Here is a 22,065-nt window from a genome sequence, read left to right on the forward strand (position 1 = left end):
CGCCTTCATTATAAAAAAATTATTTGAGCACAGATTTTAATATTTTTTTCTAAGAAAGTCATACATTTTTTTGATTAAAATCCATTTTAAACTTAAAATAATTATATTTTTACTGAAAATAATTATGATTTTGTGTCTATTGAAAATATAATTCTAAAAAAAATAAAGTCTAGCAGCAATCCACTTTTATTTAGAGATTTTATGCAGCTGGCTTTATATTATCCTGAGCTTGGTTATTATTCGGGTTCGAAAGAAAAAATATCTTCATCTGGAGATTTTATCACTGCGACATCTCAAACATCTTTATTTGCGCGTACATTAGCAAGACAATTTGCATTAGTTCTGTCTGAATTGGGTAGTGATTGTAATATTATAGAGTTTGGTGCTGGTAATGGTAAATTTGCTACTGACTGTATGCGAGAGCTTAGTGATTTAGGAGTTCTGCCTCAAAAATATATAATAATTGAATTAAGTAATGACTTGAAGTCCAGACAGCAAGAGAGCATAAGGAAAAATATTCCAGAACTATATGACAGATTTGAGTGGTTTGCAGAGCTTCCTCAATATAAGCTTAAAGCTGTAATTTTTGCCAATGAGGTTTTAGATGCAATGCCGGTGGATATTTTTAGAGTCCAGGATAGTCAATTAATACAGCAAGGTGTGGATTTTATTAATGGTAAATTTGAACTTGCTGATGTACCCGAAAATGATGCTCGGTTTAACTATGAACTAAATAAGATTGAAAGTGATGGAGTGATTTTTGAGGATGGTTATGTAAGTGAAATTAATACTTGGATACGTCCATGGGTCAAATCTTTGTGCGCTACTTTAGATAGAGGGGTGGTGTTCTTATGTGATTATGGCTATCACAGAGATTTATACTATTCAAAAGAAAGAAGCATGGGGACCTTGGCCTGTTACTATCAGCATAAAGTTAATTTTGATCCATTTATAAATATAGGCCAACAAGATATTACTGCGCATGTTGACTTTACAACTGTTGCTGAGGCGGCTGTGGAGAGCGGTTTTCAACTTGATGGTTATATGACACAAGCAAACTTTTTAAAAAGAGCTAGTGTTGTTGATGTTTTTGAAGATATCTTTAAGAATCTTAATTTCAAAGATCAATTAAGATATGCTAATGATATTAAGGAACTTCTACTCAATGACAAGCTTGCAGAAGTATTTAAGGTGATTGGCTTTTCTGTTAATTTTGATTATGTATTAGATTCGTTTGATAATGAGGATAATATCGACTTTCTGCTTTAGATAATAAGTTATTAAAGTTTGTTAAATAATTTTTGTGTAAGTTTGTGCTAAAATAATTTTACATTAATAGAAAATATTCATTATGAAAAAAGTTGCGATAATTGGTTACAGTTTTGTGTTACCTGAAGGTATTGATAGTGATAAGGATCTGTGGGAAGCTTTGGAACAAGGACAAGATTTAGTTTCTGAAATTCCAGACTCTAGATTTGATAAAAGAAAATTTTTTCATCCTTCACGCAAAAAAAGTGGTAAGTCTTATACTTTTTCAGCTGGGATTCTTCCAAATATAGATCAATTTGATCCTAGTCTTTTTAATATTAGTTCTAGAGAAGCTAATCAAATAGATCCGCAACAGAGATTATTATTAAACCATACCTACTTTGCATTGCAAAAAGCAGGATATTCTCCAGAGCAATTCTCTGGTTGTAATTGTGGTGTATATATAGGAGCATCAAATATTGACTATACATATTTTGCTGTTGAAGATTGTCATGAAATGACCTCTTATGCTATGACAGGTGGTGCAAAAAGTATTATAGCAAACCGTATATCATATAGCTTTAATCTTAAAGGCTCTAGTATGGTTGTTGATACGGCGTGTTCATCATCGCTAGTTGCTTTAGATTTGGCTGTGAAGGCTATACAGTCTGGTCAACAAGATACAGCAATTGTAGGAGGTGTTAACGCATTATTACATCCTATGGCATTTGTTGGGTTCTCTAAAGCTTATATGATGTCACCTACTGGTCGTTGTCGTAGTTTTTCAGAAGATGCTGATGGTTATGTGCGTTCAGAAGGTTGTATTGTATTTGTTATAAAAGACTATGAAAAAGCTATAAAGGATGGCGATACTATTTATGGTCTTATAAATAAGACAGGTGCAAATAGTGATGGTAAAACATCTGGTTTACCTTTACCTAGTTTTGAAGCACAAAGAGATTTGTTAAATGAAATCTATTCAGATACTGATTTAAATAAGATAGTATATCTTGAGGCTCATGGTACAGGGACTCCTGTAGGTGATCCTTTAGAGATACAGGCTATAGCTGAAGCTGTTTCTCTTAAACGTAAAAATCATCTTATAACAGGGTCTATAAAATCTAATATTGGGCATCTTGAACCAGCTTCTGGACTTGCTGGTGTGCTAAAGTCTTTAATGATTTTTGAGCATAAAAAAGTACCTGCGAATATCCACTTTGATAAACCTAATCCAAAGCTTAATTTAGAAACTAATAATATTATTATTTCAAATGAAACTATCCCTATTGAAATAACATCAGAGAGTTTGATTGGAGTTAACTCTTTTGGTTTTGGTGGAACTAATGCACATGTGCTGTTACAAGCGCCACCATCAGGTATTTCTGCTACAAAAAAGTATTCTGACAATAAATACTTTCATAATAGTTTGATAATAAAGAGCCATTCAGCTATTACATTAGAGAAGCAAAGGCAAATTCAGGCAAATATTATTGATAGTGAAGATACTTATAATAAGTATGCTTTAGCTTCTAAAATTAATCGTGGCTACAAAGATTTTTATGCTATTTATAATAGTTTTGAAGATTTCCAAAAAAATAAAGGTCAGGATTATGAAATAGATTTTGAAGCGCAAAAAGTTGCTTTTGTTTTTTCTGGTAATGGGTGTCAATACCCTGGTATGTTAAGAATATTAAATAACTCTAAAGAGTTAAAGAGTTATTTTAAGAGTATTATTGATGAATTATTTGTAATTAGTCAGAGAAGCTTAGAAGATTGGTTGTTAATAGATCAAGAATCATATGATGATACAACAATAGCTCAACCAGCTTTATTTATTTTCCAAGTTACTATTGCAAGATATCTTTTAGAAAGTGGGTTAAAGATTACTAATGTTCTAGGGCATAGCATTGGAGAGTTAGCAGCAGCGTATATAAGTGGAAATATCGCACTTAATGAAGCTTATCAATTAGTGGTTGCTAGAAGTCAGGCTCAGGCGACTACCAAAGGTCAAGGATCAATGCTTGCTATTAATGTAAGCATTGATGATTTTAAAGATTTAACGACAGAATTATCTTTACAAAATCTAGATATTGCTGCTATTAATACAAATGATTCTTTAACTATCGCTGGAGAGTATAAAAAACTAGAAGCCTTAAAAGATCATTGTGAAAAACAGCAAATATTCTGTCGACTGTTAGATGTTGATTATCCATTTCATTCATCATTTATGAATGATAGTGTGAAAGATTTGTTTTTACAAAAACTACCTAAGTTTGATAGTAGTTTTACAAATAAAAATATTGAATTTATTTCAACAGTTTTAGGTAAAAATATAGAATCTGAGCAGTTAAGAAGTAGTGAGTATTGGTGGGATAATATTGCTAAGCCTGTTAATTTTAGCGCAGGTATAGAGAACTTAATTTCTAATGATGTTGACGTGTTGATAGAAACTAGTCCTAAGAGTGTTCTTAAGTATTATATTAATCAAATATCACAAAAAAGTAAGTCAACTTATTTTGGTACAGTTGAGAATAATAAGCTGGTGCTTAATGAGATTGCTCAGCGTTTATATCTTGCTGGAGCTCCATGGCAGAATGAAGTTGTTGAATCAGAAAATGTTCCTCTTACTCGATCTGAACTTAATTTGCAAAAATATTGGTTTCATACATCTGATCGGGTTATAACATCAGAAGTTGATCATATTCTTTTAGGTTGGAGAATAAGTAATAAATCAAATACATGGGTAAATCATATTGACTATCAAACAGCAATTGATTTTCAAGGTCATCAAGTTCATGGTGTTGCAGTTTTGCCAGCATCGGCTTGGATAGAAATGGCATATCAACTGATTAAGCATGTAAAAGAGCTAGAGTCCACGGATGTTGTTATTTTAAAAGATATACAGATTTTATCGCCACTATTACTCCAAGAGGATGATATGAGGACTGTTATAAGTACATGCGATGATAATGGAATTCTTACAATTAAAAGCTTATCCCAATATGGTGAAAATGAAGTTGTTCATATTAAGTCTAGATACTTACTAAAAAATGTAATATCAACGTTTAATTTACCCTCTGAGTCAAGTACCAGTTTACATGATTTTTCTATAGAAGATCACTATACTAATGCTAAAGCTGTTGGTTTAAATTATACGGATAATTTTAGAATAATAGATCAATTGAAGCTTTTTGAAAATAAAGCTGTAGCATGTTTTAATTCAAATATTAAATCAAATAACTATACACTATCTCCATTTGCATTAGATGGAGGTTTTCAGACTATTTTTTCATTAATATATAAAGATGGAGATCAAGATATCGCACTACCTGTGGGCTTTGATTTTGTCAATATTATTAACCCCTGTGGAAAAATTCAAAGAGTATTCACAGAACTTAGTTATAGGAATGACTATATAGCTATTGCTAATTTTTATTTTTTTGATGATGAAAATAATATTGTTAGCTTTATTAAGGGAGCTAAATTTGAAAAAGTTGCGGGAACTCATAGTAATTTACAACTTAAAGAGTGCTATATCGAGAGCTTACAACCTATAGCTTTAGTTGAACAAAACTATCACTTTAAACCTGTTTTATCACCTAAAATATCTCAAAATAATGAATTGATCAATCAGGAAGAAAAGATAATATTAAGCTTTACGCGTTTATTACTAGTAAATCAAGCATATCAACAATATTTAGAAAATAATAACATATCATTTTCAGAAGAAATGATGATGTTAATGCAAAGTTATTTAGATGAGGATGGTTCATGGGAAAATACAAACTTTATTGATGAGATTCACGAGATATTGCAATTAGCATTTGTAGAACATCCGAATTTAGTAAAACTATTATTAAGGCTTTATACAAAAAGTATAGATATGAATCTTGATACGTTACAAGTCAATGATTCAATAGATGTTATCGAGAGTTTATGGCAGTCTTATTTTGGTCAAGCTATTAAACAAGAAGTTAGAGCAGTTATTGATGCTCTACATCAAGGTTATGAAAATAAAGAAACCCCTTTAAGAATATTGGTTGTAGGGGATGGCTTGTATAATGAGGCATTACAACAATTAGATAATTGTTCAATAGATGCTATTACATTTAGAAATGGTTGGGCAGATCTCTATGAGGAGTATAAATCTTATTATGATTGCTTACTTATAGAAAGTGTCCCAACTTTTGCCAAGAAAGATTTCGTAGATTTATTGATGGATAAGCTTAAACCAGGAGGTGTAGTAAAACTTCATCTTTGGTTAGACAGTATTGAAGTTAGATTTTTGATAAATATATTAAAACCTAAAATAAAATGTGTTAGGAAAAATGTTATAGCAGATTTTATTAAACAGGCAGAAAATCGTGAAAGCCAGCTATCATCAAATGCTTTTATACAAGAGTTATTATTGCAAAAGGATTGGCAATATACTTCTAAGCATGTTGAATCTACAAATTTAGAATGTCAGCTTTATCATTATGGTAGAAGGCTTAAAAATGTTTTTGATAAGCAGGGTGTTGGTTTACCAATAGTGTTTACAATAGGGAAAGATGTAAAAGAGCAAGACCTTTGGGATATTATTCGAAAGGTGTATAAGACCTCAGGGGAAGAAATTTATGTTATTATTGAAAGTCAATTTCATAATAAGATTCTGATATCTCCAGTACATCAGTCATTCTTGGCAACTTTAAGAGTTATTGTGAATGAGAAACCTTCGGTATCAATAACTAGGGTAGTCATTGATGATTTTGACTCTCAGCAAGACTGGAGTGCTATTTTTGATGAATGTAATAAGAATCAAGAGCTCTTTGTTAAGGACAATACTTTATATAATCATGCAATTATACCATTGGATAATACAAACCTATCTCAAGAGTATAAGTTACATATAACACATAGAGGATCTTTCAATAATTTACAGTGGCTTGTAAAAGAAGCATCTGTATCTGTATGCGGACAACAAGATGTACGTGTTAAGGTCTACTATACGGGATTAAATTTTAGAGATGTAATGTATGCATTAGGACTGATACCACAGGAGTCTTTAGAGTTTGGTTACTTAGGAGCCTATCTAGGTATGGAGTTTAGTGGAGAGGTTGTCGAAGTTGGAAGAGGAGTTTCTCAGTTTAAAGTAGGTGATAAGGTTTTTGGATGTGCAAGACAAAGCTTTTCAACAGAGTTAGTAGTCGATAGTAATTTTATTAGTCATTTACCAAAGCATAGTTCCATGCAGCAGGGAGCAACAATATCTGTTGCTTTTATGACTGCTTATTATGCGATAAATAAAGTTGCAAAAGCTCAATCTGGGCAAAAGATACTTATACATGGTGCTGCAGGGGCTATTGGCTTAGCAGCTATTCAAGTGGCTCATCTTTTGGAATTGGAAATACATGCAACAGTAGGGTCCAAGCAGAAACGTATTTTACTTGAGTCTTTAGGTGTTGAAAATATTTATGATTCACGAAGTACAGACTTTTTCATGCAGATGAATCAAAATGAAATACAAATGGATATCGTTTTGAATTCACTTTCTAGTGATTTATTAGAAGCAAGTCTTGCTGTGTTAGCTCCTTTTGGTCATTTTATAGAGTTAGGCAAAAGAGATATTTTTGAGAATAATACTTTGGCTATGAAAGTATTTCGTAATAATATTACATTCTCTGGTATTGATTTAGATCAGTTGATTAAATATAAACCTCAAGTAATCAAACAAATGCTATCCGAGTTGAAACAGTATCTTGATGAGCAGGATTTTGTTGCTTTGCCGTATCAAGAGTTTCCTATGCATAAAATAGAAAGTGCATTTCGCTATATGCAACAAGGCCAGCAATTAGGTAAAGTCATTGTTAATATGCAGCAAAAAGACTTTATTAAACTTGATCAATGGTCTTCTGAATTTGCTACTGTAAAAGGAGCATATTTGATTACAGGAGGAACACAAGGATTTGGTTTTTATACAGCTAAAGAGCTAGCAAAGCATGGAGCAGAACATCTAATATTGGTTAGTTACAGTGGTAAAATTACATCAGAAAATAAGAAACAGTTAGATGAATTAGGTATTACTTATGAAGTTCATGCTGTAGATGTAAGCAAGGAGTCAGGTGTCAAAGAATTCTTACAAAATCTTTATCAGGATGGAGTTGATCTACAAGGGATCATTCATGCTGCTGTGGTATATGATGATCAAGCATTAGATACATTGACAAAAGATTCTTTTGATAAAGTTTTTGATGTTAAAGCATTAGGAGGGCTTTGGTTAGATAAGTTTTCGCGGGTATGGGATTTAAAACATTTTATAGTGTTTTCTTCTATTGCTACAACAGTTGGAAACCTTCATCAAGCAAATTATGTGGCTGCGAATGCATATTTAGAAGGGGTGATGGCTAAAAGACAGTTTGAAGGGTTATCTGGGCAGTATATTGCGTGGGGACCTATTGCAGATGTTGGGTTATTAACTAGGAATGAATCATTAAAGCAAGTAATGTCTGGTAGCTTAGGATTGGTTCCATTATCTTTGTTAGATTGTAAGAATGTACTTAATCAGGCTCTTAGTAACTCAGAGCAAAGTTTTATAGCAACAAAACTAGAAGGGAATAAGTTATTAAAAGCACTGCCTATATTAAAGACTTCAAGATATCATCAGTTTATTCAGGATTCTGAGTCTGAGATTATAGGGAGCTTAAATGCAGATATGTTGAGAGAGTTATCTAAGGATGAGTCGCAGGCTTTAGTAGAAGATAATGTAGCATCTCAAGTTGCTCATATATTAGGTATTAGTAAGTCAGCTTTAGATATATCTGCAGATCTTAAAGAGTTAGGTATGGATTCTTTGATGGCATTTGAACTTGCTGTCAATTTGGAAGAAAAGTTTACAGGGGTTTCTATTCCAGCTATGTCTATGACTCAGTTAAAAACTTCTCAAGATATTGTCAATATGATTATGCGCAATGTATATGGCAATGATGAGAATCAAGATGTTAATGATGTTATACAAATAATTAAGCAAAGGCACGGTGAGGAATAAATGGCAAAAAAGATATTTGGTAATTTATCTAAGATAAAATCAAAACTTATAGAAAATAGTGATATTACAGAAAGTTCATCAACTAACAATAGTAGTTATGACTTTACAAAGCACCCATCTTATCAAGAATTAAATTATGGTTTGCAAACATCAGAACGATTTAAAATAAAAAATCCATTACATAGAGTGTATACAGGGTTAGCATCGAATTATATAAATTATAATGATAAGAAAATTGCTAATTATGGATCATATAACTATTTAGGCTTAAATGGGCATCCTAAAACAGTTTCTGCAATTTCTGAGACAGTTAGAAAAGAAGGAACTTCTGTTTCTGCTAGTAGAATTACATCTGGTAACAGAAAAATTCATTTAGATTTAGAAAATCTAATAAGTCAGTTGTATCAAACAGATGCGGCAGCAGTTTTTGTTAGTGGACATGCAACTAATGTTTCTGTCATTAGTTGCCTGACATATGAGAAAAGTTTAATTTTATATGATCAACTATCTCATAATAGTATTATGCAAGGAGTTAAGTTGTCTAATGCTAGGGCAATTGGTTTTCGTCATAATGATTTAGGACATTTAGCTCAGTTATTACAACAAAATGCTCATGAATATGAACAAGTGTTTATAGTTGTTGAAGGGATGTATAGTATGGATGGTGATATCCCTGATCTTCCAGCGCTTATTCAACTTAAAAAAGAATATGGAGCAGTATTAATGGTTGATGAAGCTCATGGTTTAGGGGTGTTAGGCCAGACTGGGAAAGGCATATTTGAGCATTATGAGATATCACCGAAAGATATTGATATTTGGATGGGAACATTAAGTAAAACCTTATCTAGTTGTGGAGGCTATATCGCTGCAAATCAAACTATAATAGATATATTGCGTTATTATGCTCCAGGATTGGTGTATAGTGTTGGATTATCTCCTTGTGATACTATTGCTGCTACAAGCTCTTTGAAACTTATGTTAGATGAGCCTGATAGAGTTACTAGATTACAAAAAAATAGTGAATATTTATTATCCAAACTAAAAGAAAAAGGATTTGATACTGGAGATGCTATTGGGAGAGCTATTATTCCTGTTATAGTAGGCAGCTCAAGAAAAGCAGTTATTTTATCAAATAAATTGTTTAATGATTATGATATTAATGCTGTTCCTATCATGTATCCTGCTGTTGAAGAGAATAAAGCAAGATTACGTTTTTTTGTTTCTAGTGAACACACTAGAGATCAACTTGGTTATGTTGCAGATACTTTAGGAAGGATTATGTAATGGATATAGAAGTTTATGGAAATAAATTGAAAAAGTTATGTAATTATGATTTTAAAAAAATATTATGCTTACTAAAGGATAATTTTGTTGATGATCCGCATATTAAAGAATATTTTTCTCCTAAATATTTAGACAAATTAACATCTGATAAAAAGTATGATACATTTATGCTTTATAATATATGGCATGCGTATACTCAAGGTTTTGTTGTTAGTACCGCTGATAATAAAAGCGTTGCTTTATATGCGTGGCATGGGAAAATGAAATTTTCCTTAAGATTTCATATTTATTTACATCTTAAGATGTTTTTTAGATTTGGTATTTTGGGTATTTATCGTATTTTAAAAATACAAGGAAAGACTATTAAATGCTATAAGGATGATAAATTTTTACATTTAGTTCTTTTATGTACAGCTGTTGAATCAAGAAATCAGGGGTTAGCTAGAAAATTAGTAGAATATGGTGCTGAGCAAGCAAAGCTTAAGGGAGTACCATTATTACTAGAGACAGCAAAAGAGGAGAATGTATACATATATAAGAAGCTAGGGTTTGACTTATATGAAACTCTTGTATTGGATAAAAGAAGAAATATGAAGATATTCCTTTTAAGAAAAAGATAGTTTTTGTTAAGAGAATTTCTCTACTTTAGTGGTTTGTTTACTTTATCATTAATTATTCTAAAGGCAGCTTCATTTGTAATATCCTCTAGTCCAGATTTACAATAATAGGTACCACGAATTTGTATTGTACTGTCTAGCAGTTTTACGAAACTTTCTTTTAATGTTTTATTTGGTTTAGGTTTGTTATCCCAAAATTTATTTAATTCAGCTTGATGAGTTAGACCTTTTATATCATAAATAGCATCACCTAAAGTATGAGTGGGTATATCTCTAATGATTGATTGCAATCCGACAGTACTATTTATTGTAATTACTCCTAAAGAGTGTGCTATTAGCACCATGAGGTTTCCTCCATCAAAATAAATAACTCGCCCTTCAATGTTGTATTTTTTTTCTAATTTGGAAATCCTTTTTTTCCAATTAATTACGCCTTCATCGAGAGGATGTACTTTTATAGCAAGCTTAGTATTTTCTGGAGCTGATATAGCAAAAGATTTTATAACCTCCTCTATGGCATCTGACATGTCATCATATTTTGAGTATGCTAATATTTGATAATCTAACCGCATTTGTAATGGAAATAAGTAATAGTTAATGTTGTCTGTTTCAATTAACTCTAATTGTTTGGTTAACATAGCATTTTTTTTAAACTTTAGTTTAAATAAGCGTAACCCTATACATGGGAACATTATAAAGGGATGATATCTTACATAGCGTTTATATCTTGGGTAAAATATATTAAATGGCAAGATTGATCCAAAACTAAATAGTATTTCCCAAATTGATTCTTCTAAAAAGCTAGGTTTATAAGATTTTTGACTAGGAGGATGAGGAGTAACTTCTTTAGCTAGCTTTATTATCTCATCAGGATCTCTTGGAAATAAAGATTGGCTTGACATCCCATTAAGCTCAAAGGTTATCCAGTGAGGCCTTAAGTATCCAAAATCAGTAGTTATGACTTTGATGTTTAATTCTTTAGCTACTTTGATAGCAACTTTATGGTAAGGCCTATTTTCTCCTATTAGTACAATATCTGTAATAGATTTTTTTATAAAAAATTTTTTAACATAATTTTCCCAGTTATTGAAACTACCTCTATAGGCATATGCTTTGCCAAGTCCCCATACAAGCCTATCGCCAAGACAAAGATTAATTTTATATATATTGTGCCCTTTATCGTGTAGTTTTCGAGCTAATATTTTAAAAAATGAGCTAGGAGGGCCTTGTAGGAAACATACAGATCTTTTCATAAAAAGGAATAGGGACACACTATATTATGCTATTTTATTTAGATTATAACTACTTCTGATAAATATTGCTAAAATTTTTAAGAAAAAATAAAGAATAAGCTAGTTTTTGTTAAGTTTAAAAAATTATTTTTCGTATCTATTATAGCCTAGCATTGTTAGTATTATGGCTTTAATTTTAAGTGGTAAAAAATTTAGAATTCTTATACTTATACTTAGAGAATATGGAAATTGTATGATAAATTTATTTTTCTTAATGCCCGTAATAATTTTTTTGGCTGCAGTATGTGGAGGCATTAATTTTAGTTTTGGAGCGGTTGTTTCATGAGCCATTGTAGAATTTACTGGTCCAGGTAAGACCAGATTAATTCTTATATTATATTTACTAAGCCAGATTCTTAAAGATTCAGCATAAGATTTTATGGCAGCCTTACTTGCAGAATAACTTGGATTTACAGGAAGAGCAGTATATGCCGCTAATGAACTTATGAAAACAATCTGCCCATTTTTCTTTTTCTTAAAGAATGGAATTAATTTGTTAGCAAAGCAAATGCTAGATTCGATATTTATACTTATTAATTTTCGGATATCATTATGATTTTCACCATCAAGTTTTCTATTAATACTCATTCCAGCATTTAGAATAACTACATCAAGAGATTCTAATGGGTAATTATTTAACCACTCTTCTAAAGTATTTATATTTGCTAAATCAAGTTGGAAAATAGAAACTGTAGCATCTTTCTTTTCACAGTTTAGTTTTACTAGCTCGAGGTGTTTTATATTTCTACCTAAGAGAATTAAATTAGTATTTTTATTTGATAGTTCTAATGCTAAAGCGGAACCTATAGCTCCACTAGCACCAGTAATTAAAATATTTCTTTTTCTTTGATTATTTTTTGTCATATGAGTTTTATTAATTATTTAATATATCCATTCAAAATTTTTTTTATCAGAAAATACTTTTTCTAATATTTTTGCATTCATGGCATGAGAAGTATTAAAAGTTTCTATATGTCCTAAAATATAATTAGTGCCACATAATGTTATATCTCCAATTAAGTCAACAACTTTATGTCTAATATGTTCATCTTTATATTTTAGGCCTCCTTTGACCCATGACTTATTTTTGGTTGTGAGAATGATGTTGTCAAATCTCATTCCTTGTACACATGGTACTGGAAAGAATTTTGTAAAAATTTTTCCTAACATAATCATATGCATCTCTCCAAAAGATCTAGCCTTAATACACTCTAATATATCATCAGATACTTTTTCGGATTTATATTCTTGGACTCCTGCACCTAAAAGATTAATCTTTAAGTGTATAGAGAAATGGTCTTTAGGTGTTATTCTTATATACTTGTCACCGTCTTTATGTTCGATAGTTCTATTGATTTTTAGTTTTTTAAAGGGGGCTTTACTAACTAATGTGCGTCCTACATTTTCTATTTGCTTATAGAACTGGAAGCTTGAACCGTCTAAAAAAGGAACTTCTTTTTTATCAACAGTAATATAAGCATTTTCAATTTTTGCAGCATATAGGGCTGTAATTATATGTTCAACTGTTCTTACATAGTGTTTTTTATTAATACCAAGATTTGTACATGCTCTCTTATACATTACGTTAGTATAGGAGGCTGGAATTTCAATATTATTGTCATAAAAAACAAAACCTGTATTTGCTGGAGCAGGAAAAATACCTGCTAAATTTTTTTTGCCTTCATGTAGGCCTTTCCCATAGAAAAAAGTAGGTTTTTTTATTGTATATTGCATATTTAAAACCTTTAAACTAAAATGTTATAGGTAGTAATTTTACGCCAAAAAGTTTTTAAATTATACTGTTCTTGATATTTTAGGTATATAAGGATGTATGTTAATTTAATGATTGTTGGGTTTTTAGAGGTTTGTGTTCAAATCTATATTTTAAGTTGAGTATTAATATCTAGTATATAAAGAGGTGCTTTTTTGAAGAAAAATAATCAGAAAGTTTACTTGTTTGGTTTTTTGAGGATTAAACACAGTTCTACTAGATGTTTTCTAAAGAAATATGACAAATCTAAAATATTTTTTATAAACCCTATATTTTCTAGCCATTATAAGGCTGCAATTAAAAAAGGGCTTGATAAAGATAGTGTAATATTTATATGGGGTAAAAAAGAGTTTCCTGAAGTTGAAAATTATGCAAAAAATAATCGCATAAATATCATTAGGGTTGAAGATGGTTTCATTCGCTCTATTGGGTTGGGTTCTAATTTTACTAGGCCATATTCATTGATTTTTGATGATATTGGAATATACTTTGATTCAACGAGGCCTAGTAGGCTTGAGAAAATATTAAATAATCATTATTTTGATGATGAGTTACTTACTGAAGCTGATAGTCTTCATCAAGACATCATTTCAAATAAAATTACTAAATATAATAGTGCAGCCCATGTGGAATTTAATGTTTTTACAGATAAAATTAAAATTTTTATCCCTGGACAAGCTGAAGGGGATGCATCAATTAAATATGGTGGTGGAGATATAGCTACAAATTTAGGGCTTGTAAAAACAGTACGTGAGAATAACCCTGAAGCATATATTATATTCAAACCTCATCCAGATGTTTCTAGTGGTAATAGGGTTGGTAAGATAGATGAGCAAGTTGCTATGAAATATTGTGATAAAATTATTGATAATATTTCTATCGCATCCATACTTCAATGCGTAGATGAGGTTCATACAATAACTTCACTAGTAGGTTTTGAAGGTTTATTGTATGGCAAGCGAGTAGTAACTTATGGAATGCCTTTTTATGCTGGTTGGGGGCTTACAGTTGATCACAGAATTGAGTCTAGAAGAATTCGCAAGCTCAAACTAAAGGAGTTAATAGCAGGAGCTTATATTTTATATCCTAAGTATATTCATCCTGAAACTTTAGAATACTGCCACCCAAGTACTTTAATAAAATTATTAACACGGCAAAAAAATGATTTGGAAAACAGTTTTTTTTATAAGCTAGGATTTCGGCGAATATATTTATTAAGTACATTGCTGAAAATGGTTTATAAAGATTGATCTTTTAAATATATTGTTATGTAGCCTTATTCTCGGATTAATAAATTGAATTTTTTGATTGGTTCAAGTATAATGTGTAGAGTTTTAAATCAATAATCTAAATTACACATATTTCTTTGCAAATATGTTTTTTTATTTATAATATGAAAAGAATCTTTTTTAATTTACTTATACTATTAATTGTTTTATTTCGTAAGAATACGAAAGTAATTACTTTTTTTAAAAAAAATATTATTATATTTTTCATTTTTTTATTTTTTGGATTTTCACTAGCTAATGCAGCTGACCCATTATTGGCGGCTCAAAGCTCTATGAATGCGATTACAAGCCAGTTTGCTACTGCGCAAGGGGGTGTCCCGGCAGCATCTAAACAGACTGATGACCCACAGCTGGATAAAAATGCTGGTTTAGCGTCAGTTACGGCGATGGATCAGGGAAATGGAATAGAGGACAAGGCAGGTTCACAGTTTTCTAATAAGGTTATAAATGATGATTTTGTACCACAATTAAAGGGTTTGCAGGTATTTGGAGCTAATTTGTTTAGTAGTCAGTGTCAGAATTTACCGCAGATAGCGTTGTACAATCCTAATTACCTGCTGAGTATAGGGGATAAGATTTCTATTACACTGTGGGGTGCATTTGAGTACAGTGCTGTAGCGGAGGTGGATAGTCAAGGTAATATATTCATACCTAAGGTTGGACCGGTTCATGTTGCAGATATTCCAAATAAGGATCTAAATAAGGTCATAGGTGATGCAATCAAGAGGACGTTTGAGAAGAATGTAACAGTGTATGCTAATCTGATGAGTGCACAGCCTGTACAGATATTTGTATCAGGATATGTATCTAAGCCTGGTTTATATGATGGTATGTCGTCAGACTCTGTTCTGTATTTTTTGTGTAAGGCTGGGGGAATAGAGCCTGATAAAGGAAGTTTTAGACATATAGATTTGATTAGAAATGGCAAGGTTATTTCCCATATTGATTTATACAATTTTTTGGTTGATGGTGTTATACCATTTTCGCAATTACAACAGGGTGATAGTATAGTGGTTAGACAAAAGGCTGCATCCGTTTCAGTTATAGGTCAGGTGAAATCACCGGCGATGTATGAGCCTAAGGATGGACAGTTTGACTTGCCTGGATTGCTTAAGCTGGTGGGGGTATTGCCAGAAGCTACTTATGTGCTTATAGAAGATAATAGGGGGTTAAATCCTAGTAACAAATATATTCCATTAAGTGCGATAGGTGATCAGGTAGTTAAAGGAGGTGAGCAAGTAACTTTGACATCAGATCAAAATATTAAGCAGTTAACGGTGTCTGTAACAGGAGCTATATTGGGACCACATCAATTTGTTGTGCCGATAGGAACTACATTAGAGGACGTAGTAGAGAAGCTTAAGTTCAGATCAAGTGCAAATGTTGATGATCTACAGTTGTTTAGAAAGAGTGTAGCGGCGGCACAGAAGGCGGCTATTGATGCTAGTTTGAATTACTTGGAGCAGCAAGCATATACTAAGAGTGCATTGACGAAAGATGGTTTGATAATGCAGCAGCAGTATGCGGGATTGGTGTCCACATTTGTTGAGAAGGCTAAGAAGGTACAGCCTAAAGGTCAAGTTATAGTAGGATCTAAGACGAAGTGGGAGCATATAGCGCTACAGAATAATGATGTGATAAATATTCCTAACCAGAATCAAGTAGTTACAATTAGTGGTCAAGTAATGGCACCGATGGCGATTAATTATAATGAGAAGTTTAGAGTTAAAGATTACATTAATGCTGTTGGTGGATATACACCGAGTGCTGAGACTGGCTATGTGTTGTTGTTACATGAGAATGGTACAGCGGAGCGAGTAGATACAGGTGTATTTACATCTTGGATGTCGTATACGACGGCAGTTAAAGGTGGAGATCAGATAATAGTACCTAATGAAGGTATGTCAGAGGCATTGCCAATTATGGCGACGATATCGCAGATTGTATTCCAGATTGCGTTTGCAGCGAGAGTGTTTATAGCTCCTGTGTAACTTTTAATTGTTAGATTTGTATTTAAGTCGTCACTCTTTTTGACAAAAAGTATCTTAAATATATGAAAATTTATAAAAATTGTTCATATAGCATTATATACACCACGTTTTTTTCCTAAGATAAATACCTTGAACAAACGCTATTATCCAATATTTCAAGAGGTTCTGAAGCATAATTTTTCAAGCAACTTGTGTGGTATTAAATTTTATAATCAAGCTATGAAACTTTTTGATGATGATTTGTATACTAATTATTACAAACTTATTTGTGAAGTTGCTTGTGGTTATGTAGGTGGTCTGAAATGTGCATCTGATCATATTAATGCTCAGGTTATTGGTTATGGCTGTTCTTCGTTAGCTTTGAAAAAGCTCGTAAGCAAGGGATAAATGCTCAATACTGTCTTGCGCCACACTTACCAAGTACAGATTAGAGTATCGATTGTATGATTAGTGTAGATAGTATATATTACTATTTCAATAAGGCTTTTTTTGATGAAGTATTGCGAGTTCTCAACTGTGGTAGATAATTTATAGTTACTATGTATTTAGCAGCTGGATATGGTGCTGGTATTGATAAAATTAGATTGCACATAAGTGATACTGGCCTGACATTTGTCAGTGGTATTGATATATCTGCTAATATCGAGGTAGCTTGTGAAAAAAATATATTAGGTTTTGTCCAGAATTATCTGAGAATAGCTCGAGAGTTTCGTGGGGGCAAGTGGAGTAAGTCTATGCAGTCATTTAACTCTGGCAAGAGAGCCTTTGCTATTGTGGAAATGCGTAAGGATATTGTTTGCTAGATGTTATCAAAACATTGATGGATCTAGAGAGTCTTGCTACAATACTTCAAGTTTTACAATATTTTCATAATTAGAGATTTTTATGCAGAAAAGAGTTTTAAATTTGGTTATGTTCGTTTGTTTGGCTAGTATGGTAAATTCCAGCTATGCAGATGACTCTAGCAAATGTGATAATGTACCTAGTGTGGTTAAACAATTTAAAGGAGCCGATCAAGATAATTGGATAGGATATCGTAATGGTGATTTCGTTAGATATGATAATAAAGTATATCAATTGAAAAATGATTGGTGGACTGCAGACTCTCCAGACATTAATCAACATTGGGTATATTGTCAAGATGTTTTGCAACCTGCAATATACTTGCATACTCCTTCTAGACCAGCTTATGTAAGCAGTACTGGTAAACCGCATGTTATTATTTATGATAGTAATCACAATCAAGTTGCTGATCTAAAAAATCTTAAATGGGGGGCTACAAAAAAAGTTAGACTACCAATAGGGCAATTTACTATAGTTGTGGAAGGTATTGACTCTAGCCAAGGATATGCCAGCCAAGGTATAGTTAATTTGGCTATGGGTCAATCTAAGAAAATATCTGTTAACTATAAAAATATACATGCAGCTAGTTTAAGTATTTATCCTAAGGCTGCTATATCTGGTAGTGTTGGAGTCAAAATCTTAGATTCAAAAGGAACAGTGGTATATCAAGGCTCACTAGTTTTTAATCAAGAAAATACAATCTATGATATTGATGTTACAAAAGGTAAGTATATGATTCATGCTAACTCTTATATTGTAGCAGGTAAGGTTTATAAGGCTCCTGATACACTAGTATCATTATCACCAGATAAGACTACCAATGTTAATCTTAATTTTGATAATTGGTCTATAGCTACTTCTAGGGTTGATGTAGTAATTTCAAATTTACCTAAAGGTAAAGAAGCTAAGCTGAAGTTTATGAATAATACCGGAGATGTGCAAACAGTTGATATTAAAGGTAATGGAGTTTACACACAAATGTTTGCCAAAGATGGTAGTCAGTGGAGATTAATGGCTGACGGTATTGACCGGGCTAGTATTTTCCCTAAGAGCTTTAATGCTAATCAAAGCTGTGTTAATGCAACTATTACAACGCAGTCAAAATAATTACTTCCTAGTCAATAACTGTTGTATCGCATTATAAGTATAAGGTCTATATTCTAATGGAGACTCTGGATCAAGTATGGAACGACTTCAATGAGCTAGATATCGGGATGCAGTACCCCAAATAGTTGGGCTGTTTGATCAAGTATTACTCGTATATACTAATCTTGTCCTAGCTTCTAGTTAAGTCTCATCTTGCCATTCAAAATTACTTTGATCTGCAAAAATCTTCTCAAGTAGTTTGGCATTCATCGCATGCGATGTGCTAAAGGTCTCAAAATGTCCACTAATATGGCGTGTACCGCATAGCATAAGATCGCCAACCAAATCCATAACTCTATGTCGAACATGCTCATCTGTATAGCGAAGACCATTTCTGACATATGATTTTTTCTTGGTTAATAGGATTGTATTTTGAGTACTTGCACCTTGAGCAACAGGAGTTTTACTGAGTTATGTCAAGATTTTTGCCAGAATACCCTTATATAGAGGTCCAAAAGTTCGTGAATCGATGCAGTCCTGCAACAGCTGCTAATAGATGTTCGATAGTACGAATATAGTGCTCTTCATCGGCAGCTATACATGTGCAGCGGTTTATCGATTACATGGCTGTAGTGTGTGGGTATGGCTTTGCCACTTATACAAAATACTATTCCAGTGTCAGCAGGAGCCGGAGAGATTATGATAGTATTGTATCTATTCGTATGTAGACCTTTGCCGGATATGTATACTGGATTTGTTAGAGTGTATTGCATATGGCGCGATTATCTATTTTCTAAGATGATAGTTATAATCATGCGACCTAAGCCGTATAATGCGCTTAGGATAGCAAACATTGTGATGAGATTGTATATGATGCGAGGATATTTAGCTGAGTCTGGTAAAGTTGGTTTGACAACATCTACAAGATAGCTTTGTTGATTTTGGCTGTCTAATTTAGCTGTTTCAAATGATTGTAGTGCTGATTGGTACTCCGTCATTGCAAATTCAGCATTAAGTTTTAACCATGTATAATTAGATACCATATCATCAAGTTGCGATTGCTTTTTATTGTCTTTATCCTCTGCTAAGAAATCTGCTTTTTCTTTATCAATTTGCTTTTTCAGAGCGATGATTTGCTGTTCAGTGGCTTTTACTTCACTAGAGTTAGGTGATAAATATGATTTTAGATTTGTCAGTTGTGTCTCTGCAGCGGTTAATTGTCCTTGTAGGCTACCTATTACTGAGGCTTTAGTTGATACAGAACCTTCTGGATCGACTATTCCACGACTATTTTGGAACTCAACTAATGCATCCTGAGCTTTCATGGCTTTAGTTTTGATTATATCAAGTTGTTCTTTGTTAAACTTCATTCTATTTTCTGCTAGAGTGTGCGAGATATGGTCGATTATTTCCTGACTATCTTTTGTGATAGTATCTAACACTTTTTGTGCTTGCTCTGCGGTATAGCCTTGTACGTTTATTGTGATAGCATTAGACTGTTGGTTATAGCTTAGAAATACCATCTTGTTATAGTAATCTAAGAAATCAATTTGATCAGCATTATGCGATAAGCGTGAGAAAAAGTCTACTTTGGGGTTTTGGTACATGGCTTTAATATTTAAGTCGGCTTGTAGTTTATCAAGCATTTGTGGCGATAGTATATAGTCTATCAGTAAGTAACTATTCGCAGAAGTATCAGATCCGCCTCCACCAAGTATGCTTGATAATGAGGTATCAACCATAGGTGCAGTATTGTTTTGTCTTAGTGATACTATTGCTTGGCTCTCATAGCGAGGCGACGCTAGAACTATATAGTACATAGCAATAACTAGAGTTGGTAATACTACAAAAGAGAAGAAACTGTGCTTCTTGGCTAATATATATGTTTTATTTGCTTTGATTATGGTCTCATGTTTATAGTGGATTTTTTTGTATGTATAAATATCTCTTAGAGAGGTTGTTTTAAATCTCTTGCTTAGTTTTTTGTATACTGTGACTAAGGCTTTTTTATATCTTACTTTGAGTGATTCTATTTTGCTCATCTTATATCAACTTATTTGTTACAAAAATTACTTTTGATATGATGCTATTGCTTCATCCATACCATCAAATATATTTATTTTACCATTATCTAGCACAACTGCGATATCACAGTTATCTTTAATTTCTTTCATATTGTGAGATACCATGATAACACAGGCGCTTTTCTTCTTTTCATTAAATGCGTCATTGGCCTTTTTCATAAACTGGGGATCACCTACACCTGTAACCTCATCCACTAGATAATAATCAAAATCAAATGCCATTGACAGTCCAAAATTAACTCTACCTTTCATACCTGAGCTATATGACTTGACCGGCATATCAAAAAACTCGCCAATCTCGGCAAAATCATAGACAAATTCTTCAATCTCTTTCATCTCACGACGATTTTTGTTATGAATTCGACAGACAAATCTGATATTCTCACGAGCTGTGAGACTTCCTTGGAATCCTGCTGTTAGCCCTACTGGCCAAGAAATTGAGCTGGTGGTAATTATTTTTCCTGAGTTTGGGTACTCTAGACCACCTAGCATACGCAGAAATGTAGATTTACCAGCACCGTTACGACCGAGTATACCTATGCTCTTACCCTTTGGGAAGGTATAGTTCACATCTCTGAGGATATAATGCTTATGCCCACGGATATTATAAAACTTAGTTGCATTTACAAGTTGTATCATATCTATAGTTTACCTTGATCTTGCATTCATCATAATATTCTTTCTTGCTACATAGTAACACATAACACCTAAAAAAAGAGTACAAATTGTAAAAGCGATTAAGTACTCATAGCTTAGATAGACATTAAGATGCTCGACACTAAATGCAGAGCGAATAAATTCAATAACTTGAAGAATTGGATTAAATGATAGGTAGTATGATATATTAGGGGGGAAGTCATTTAGGCCAAAAAATACTCCTGATGTGAAGAACAGTACGCGGTTTACAAGTCCCATAAATTTGGGTAAGTCTATATAGTAGTATGAAACTACGGCAAGTATTAGTGAAAATCCAAGGGTTATGGCAAGGAGTATAAAAATCATATATATAATTCTGATAGGGTGATATAGAGTGGCTCCACTATTTAGATATATGATTAAAGCTGTTAATATTATTGCAGATAATAGAGAGGTGGCTGCTTGAAGTAGTATTCGAGCTAAAATTGTGTCAATAATTTTGACTTGTCTGTATGCTAATAAGGCCTGATTAGCAGCGATAGCACTAGAAGCACCTTGGAATGAGTTTCTAAAAAAGAAATACGGCACAATTCCTGTTAGTAGGAATAACAAAATTGGCATATTGCCAGTAGCTCTGCCTAGAAATGTAAACATTGCGTAGAGCATCATTATAAAAAGCATTGGCTCTACAGCAATCCATGCATAGCCAAAGTAACTATCGCCAAATTTTGTGGTAATTTCTCGATTGAGTAATCCCCATATCACAGCTTTGTGTTCTATTAGAGATTTTTTGAATTCCGTCGTCATATTGTTGTTGTGATATAAATATTTTTCAATAATTGAATAACTATAGTCTAAGAATACTATCACTTTGAGAAAAAAATAGCTAATTTAAATTTG

The 22,065-nt window shown here is 32.5% G+C and carries 17 protein-coding genes; 9 read left to right on the forward strand and 8 right to left on the reverse strand.

Going from position 1 to position 22,065, the window contains the following annotated elements; translation table 11 throughout:
• The first annotated feature begins 132 nt into the window (after positions 1-132).
• The 4 genes from F7308_RS03725 (at position 133) to F7308_RS03740 (ending at position 10,176) form a co-directional block, all read left to right on the forward strand.
• Positions 133-1,269: a class I SAM-dependent methyltransferase gene (locus F7308_RS03725; protein ID WP_041263655.1), complete on the forward strand. Its 1,137-nt coding sequence runs from the start codon at positions 133-135 to the stop codon at positions 1,267-1,269.
• Positions 1,270-1,351: 82 nt separating this feature from the next.
• On the forward strand, positions 1,352-8,272 hold the full coding sequence (locus F7308_RS03730) for a type I polyketide synthase (protein WP_013922511.1): 6,921 nt from the start codon (positions 1,352-1,354) through the stop codon (positions 8,270-8,272).
• Positions 8,273-9,556, forward strand: a complete 1,284-nt coding sequence (locus F7308_RS03735; RefSeq protein WP_013922512.1) for an aminotransferase class I/II-fold pyridoxal phosphate-dependent enzyme — start codon at positions 8,273-8,275, stop codon at positions 9,554-9,556.
• Positions 9,556-10,176 (forward strand): GNAT family N-acetyltransferase, encoded by a 621-nt coding sequence (locus tag F7308_RS03740; protein ID WP_013922513.1) that lies wholly within the window; start codon positions 9,556-9,558, stop codon positions 10,174-10,176. Before F7308_RS03735 ends, F7308_RS03740 begins: the two co-directional genes overlap by 1 nt.
• A 20-nt stretch (positions 10,177-10,196) precedes the next feature.
• Here F7308_RS03740 and F7308_RS03745 read toward each other — a convergent pair whose 3' ends face one another.
• The 3 genes from F7308_RS03745 to F7308_RS03755 form a co-directional block, all read right to left on the reverse strand.
• Positions 10,197-11,426, reverse strand: coding sequence for a capsule biosynthesis protein (locus tag F7308_RS03745; protein ID WP_049775475.1), 1,230 nt, complete (start codon positions 11,424-11,426; stop codon positions 10,197-10,199).
• A gap of 123 nt (positions 11,427-11,549) precedes the next feature.
• Complete coding sequence (locus tag F7308_RS03750) at positions 11,550-12,329, reverse strand: SDR family NAD(P)-dependent oxidoreductase (protein WP_013922515.1); 780 nt, start codon at positions 12,327-12,329, stop codon at positions 11,550-11,552.
• 18 nt (positions 12,330-12,347) lie between these two features.
• A complete protein-coding gene (locus F7308_RS03755; protein WP_013922516.1) occupies positions 12,348-13,199 on the reverse strand; it encodes a UDP-3-O-acyl-N-acetylglucosamine deacetylase in 852 nt (283 codons plus the stop codon).
• A 192-nt stretch (positions 13,200-13,391) separates the two neighbouring features.
• Between F7308_RS03755 and F7308_RS03760 the strand changes: the two genes are divergently transcribed.
• The 5 genes from F7308_RS03760 to F7308_RS03780 all read left to right on the forward strand — a co-directional run bounded on the left by F7308_RS03760 (position 13,392) and on the right by F7308_RS03780 (position 18,466).
• The gene (locus F7308_RS03760) at positions 13,392-14,486 is read left to right on the forward strand and encodes a capsular polysaccharide export protein, LipB/KpsS family (RefSeq protein ID WP_013922517.1); all 1,095 of its coding nucleotides are present in this window, start codon (positions 13,392-13,394) and stop codon (positions 14,484-14,486) included.
• 143 nt (positions 14,487-14,629) lie between these two features.
• The gene (locus F7308_RS03765; protein WP_013922518.1) at positions 14,630-16,516 is read left to right on the forward strand and encodes a polysaccharide biosynthesis/export family protein; all 1,887 of its coding nucleotides are present in this window, start codon (positions 14,630-14,632) and stop codon (positions 16,514-16,516) included.
• A 219-nt stretch (positions 16,517-16,735) separates the two neighbouring features.
• Positions 16,736-16,903: a hypothetical protein gene (locus tag F7308_RS03770; protein ID WP_156796585.1), complete on the forward strand. Its 168-nt coding sequence runs from the start codon at positions 16,736-16,738 to the stop codon at positions 16,901-16,903.
• A gap of 152 nt (positions 16,904-17,055) precedes the next feature.
• Complete coding sequence (locus tag F7308_RS03775) at positions 17,056-17,319, forward strand: hypothetical protein (RefSeq protein WP_013922520.1); 264 nt, start codon at positions 17,056-17,058, stop codon at positions 17,317-17,319.
• 82 nt (positions 17,320-17,401) lie between these two features.
• Positions 17,402-18,466 carry a hypothetical protein gene (locus F7308_RS03780; protein ID WP_013922521.1) on the forward strand — a complete coding sequence of 355 codons (1,065 nt, stop codon included), beginning with the start codon at positions 17,402-17,404 and terminating at the stop codon, positions 18,464-18,466.
• A 180-nt stretch (positions 18,467-18,646) separates the two neighbouring features.
• On the opposite strand, the gene F7308_RS10275 is transcribed toward F7308_RS03780, so the two are convergent.
• The 5 genes from F7308_RS10275 to F7308_RS03800 form a co-directional block, all read right to left on the reverse strand.
• The gene (locus tag F7308_RS10275; RefSeq protein ID WP_232215363.1) at positions 18,647-18,871 is read right to left on the reverse strand and encodes a UDP-3-O-acyl-N-acetylglucosamine deacetylase; all 225 of its coding nucleotides are present in this window, start codon (positions 18,869-18,871) and stop codon (positions 18,647-18,649) included.
• 158 nt (positions 18,872-19,029) lie between these two features.
• Positions 19,030-19,218: a UDP-3-O-acyl-N-acetylglucosamine deacetylase gene (locus F7308_RS10280; RefSeq protein WP_013922523.1), complete on the reverse strand. Its 189-nt coding sequence runs from the start codon at positions 19,216-19,218 to the stop codon at positions 19,030-19,032.
• Positions 19,219-19,227: 9 nt separating this feature from the next.
• On the reverse strand, positions 19,228-20,487 hold the full coding sequence (locus F7308_RS03790) for a sugar ABC transporter (RefSeq protein WP_013922524.1): 1,260 nt from the start codon (positions 20,485-20,487) through the stop codon (positions 19,228-19,230).
• 27 nt (positions 20,488-20,514) lie between these two features.
• Positions 20,515-21,168: an ABC transporter ATP-binding protein gene (locus F7308_RS03795; protein WP_013922525.1), complete on the reverse strand. Its 654-nt coding sequence runs from the start codon at positions 21,166-21,168 to the stop codon at positions 20,515-20,517.
• 9 nt (positions 21,169-21,177) lie between these two features.
• Positions 21,178-22,035 carry an ABC transporter permease gene (locus tag F7308_RS03800; protein ID WP_013922526.1) on the reverse strand — a complete coding sequence of 286 codons (858 nt, stop codon included), beginning with the start codon at positions 22,033-22,035 and terminating at the stop codon, positions 21,178-21,180.
• Between the last annotated feature and the right edge of the window lie 30 nt (positions 22,036-22,065).

It is taken from the genome of Francisella salina (assembly GCF_000219045.1).
Lineage (GTDB): Bacteria > Pseudomonadota > Gammaproteobacteria > Francisellales > Francisellaceae > Francisella > Francisella salimarina.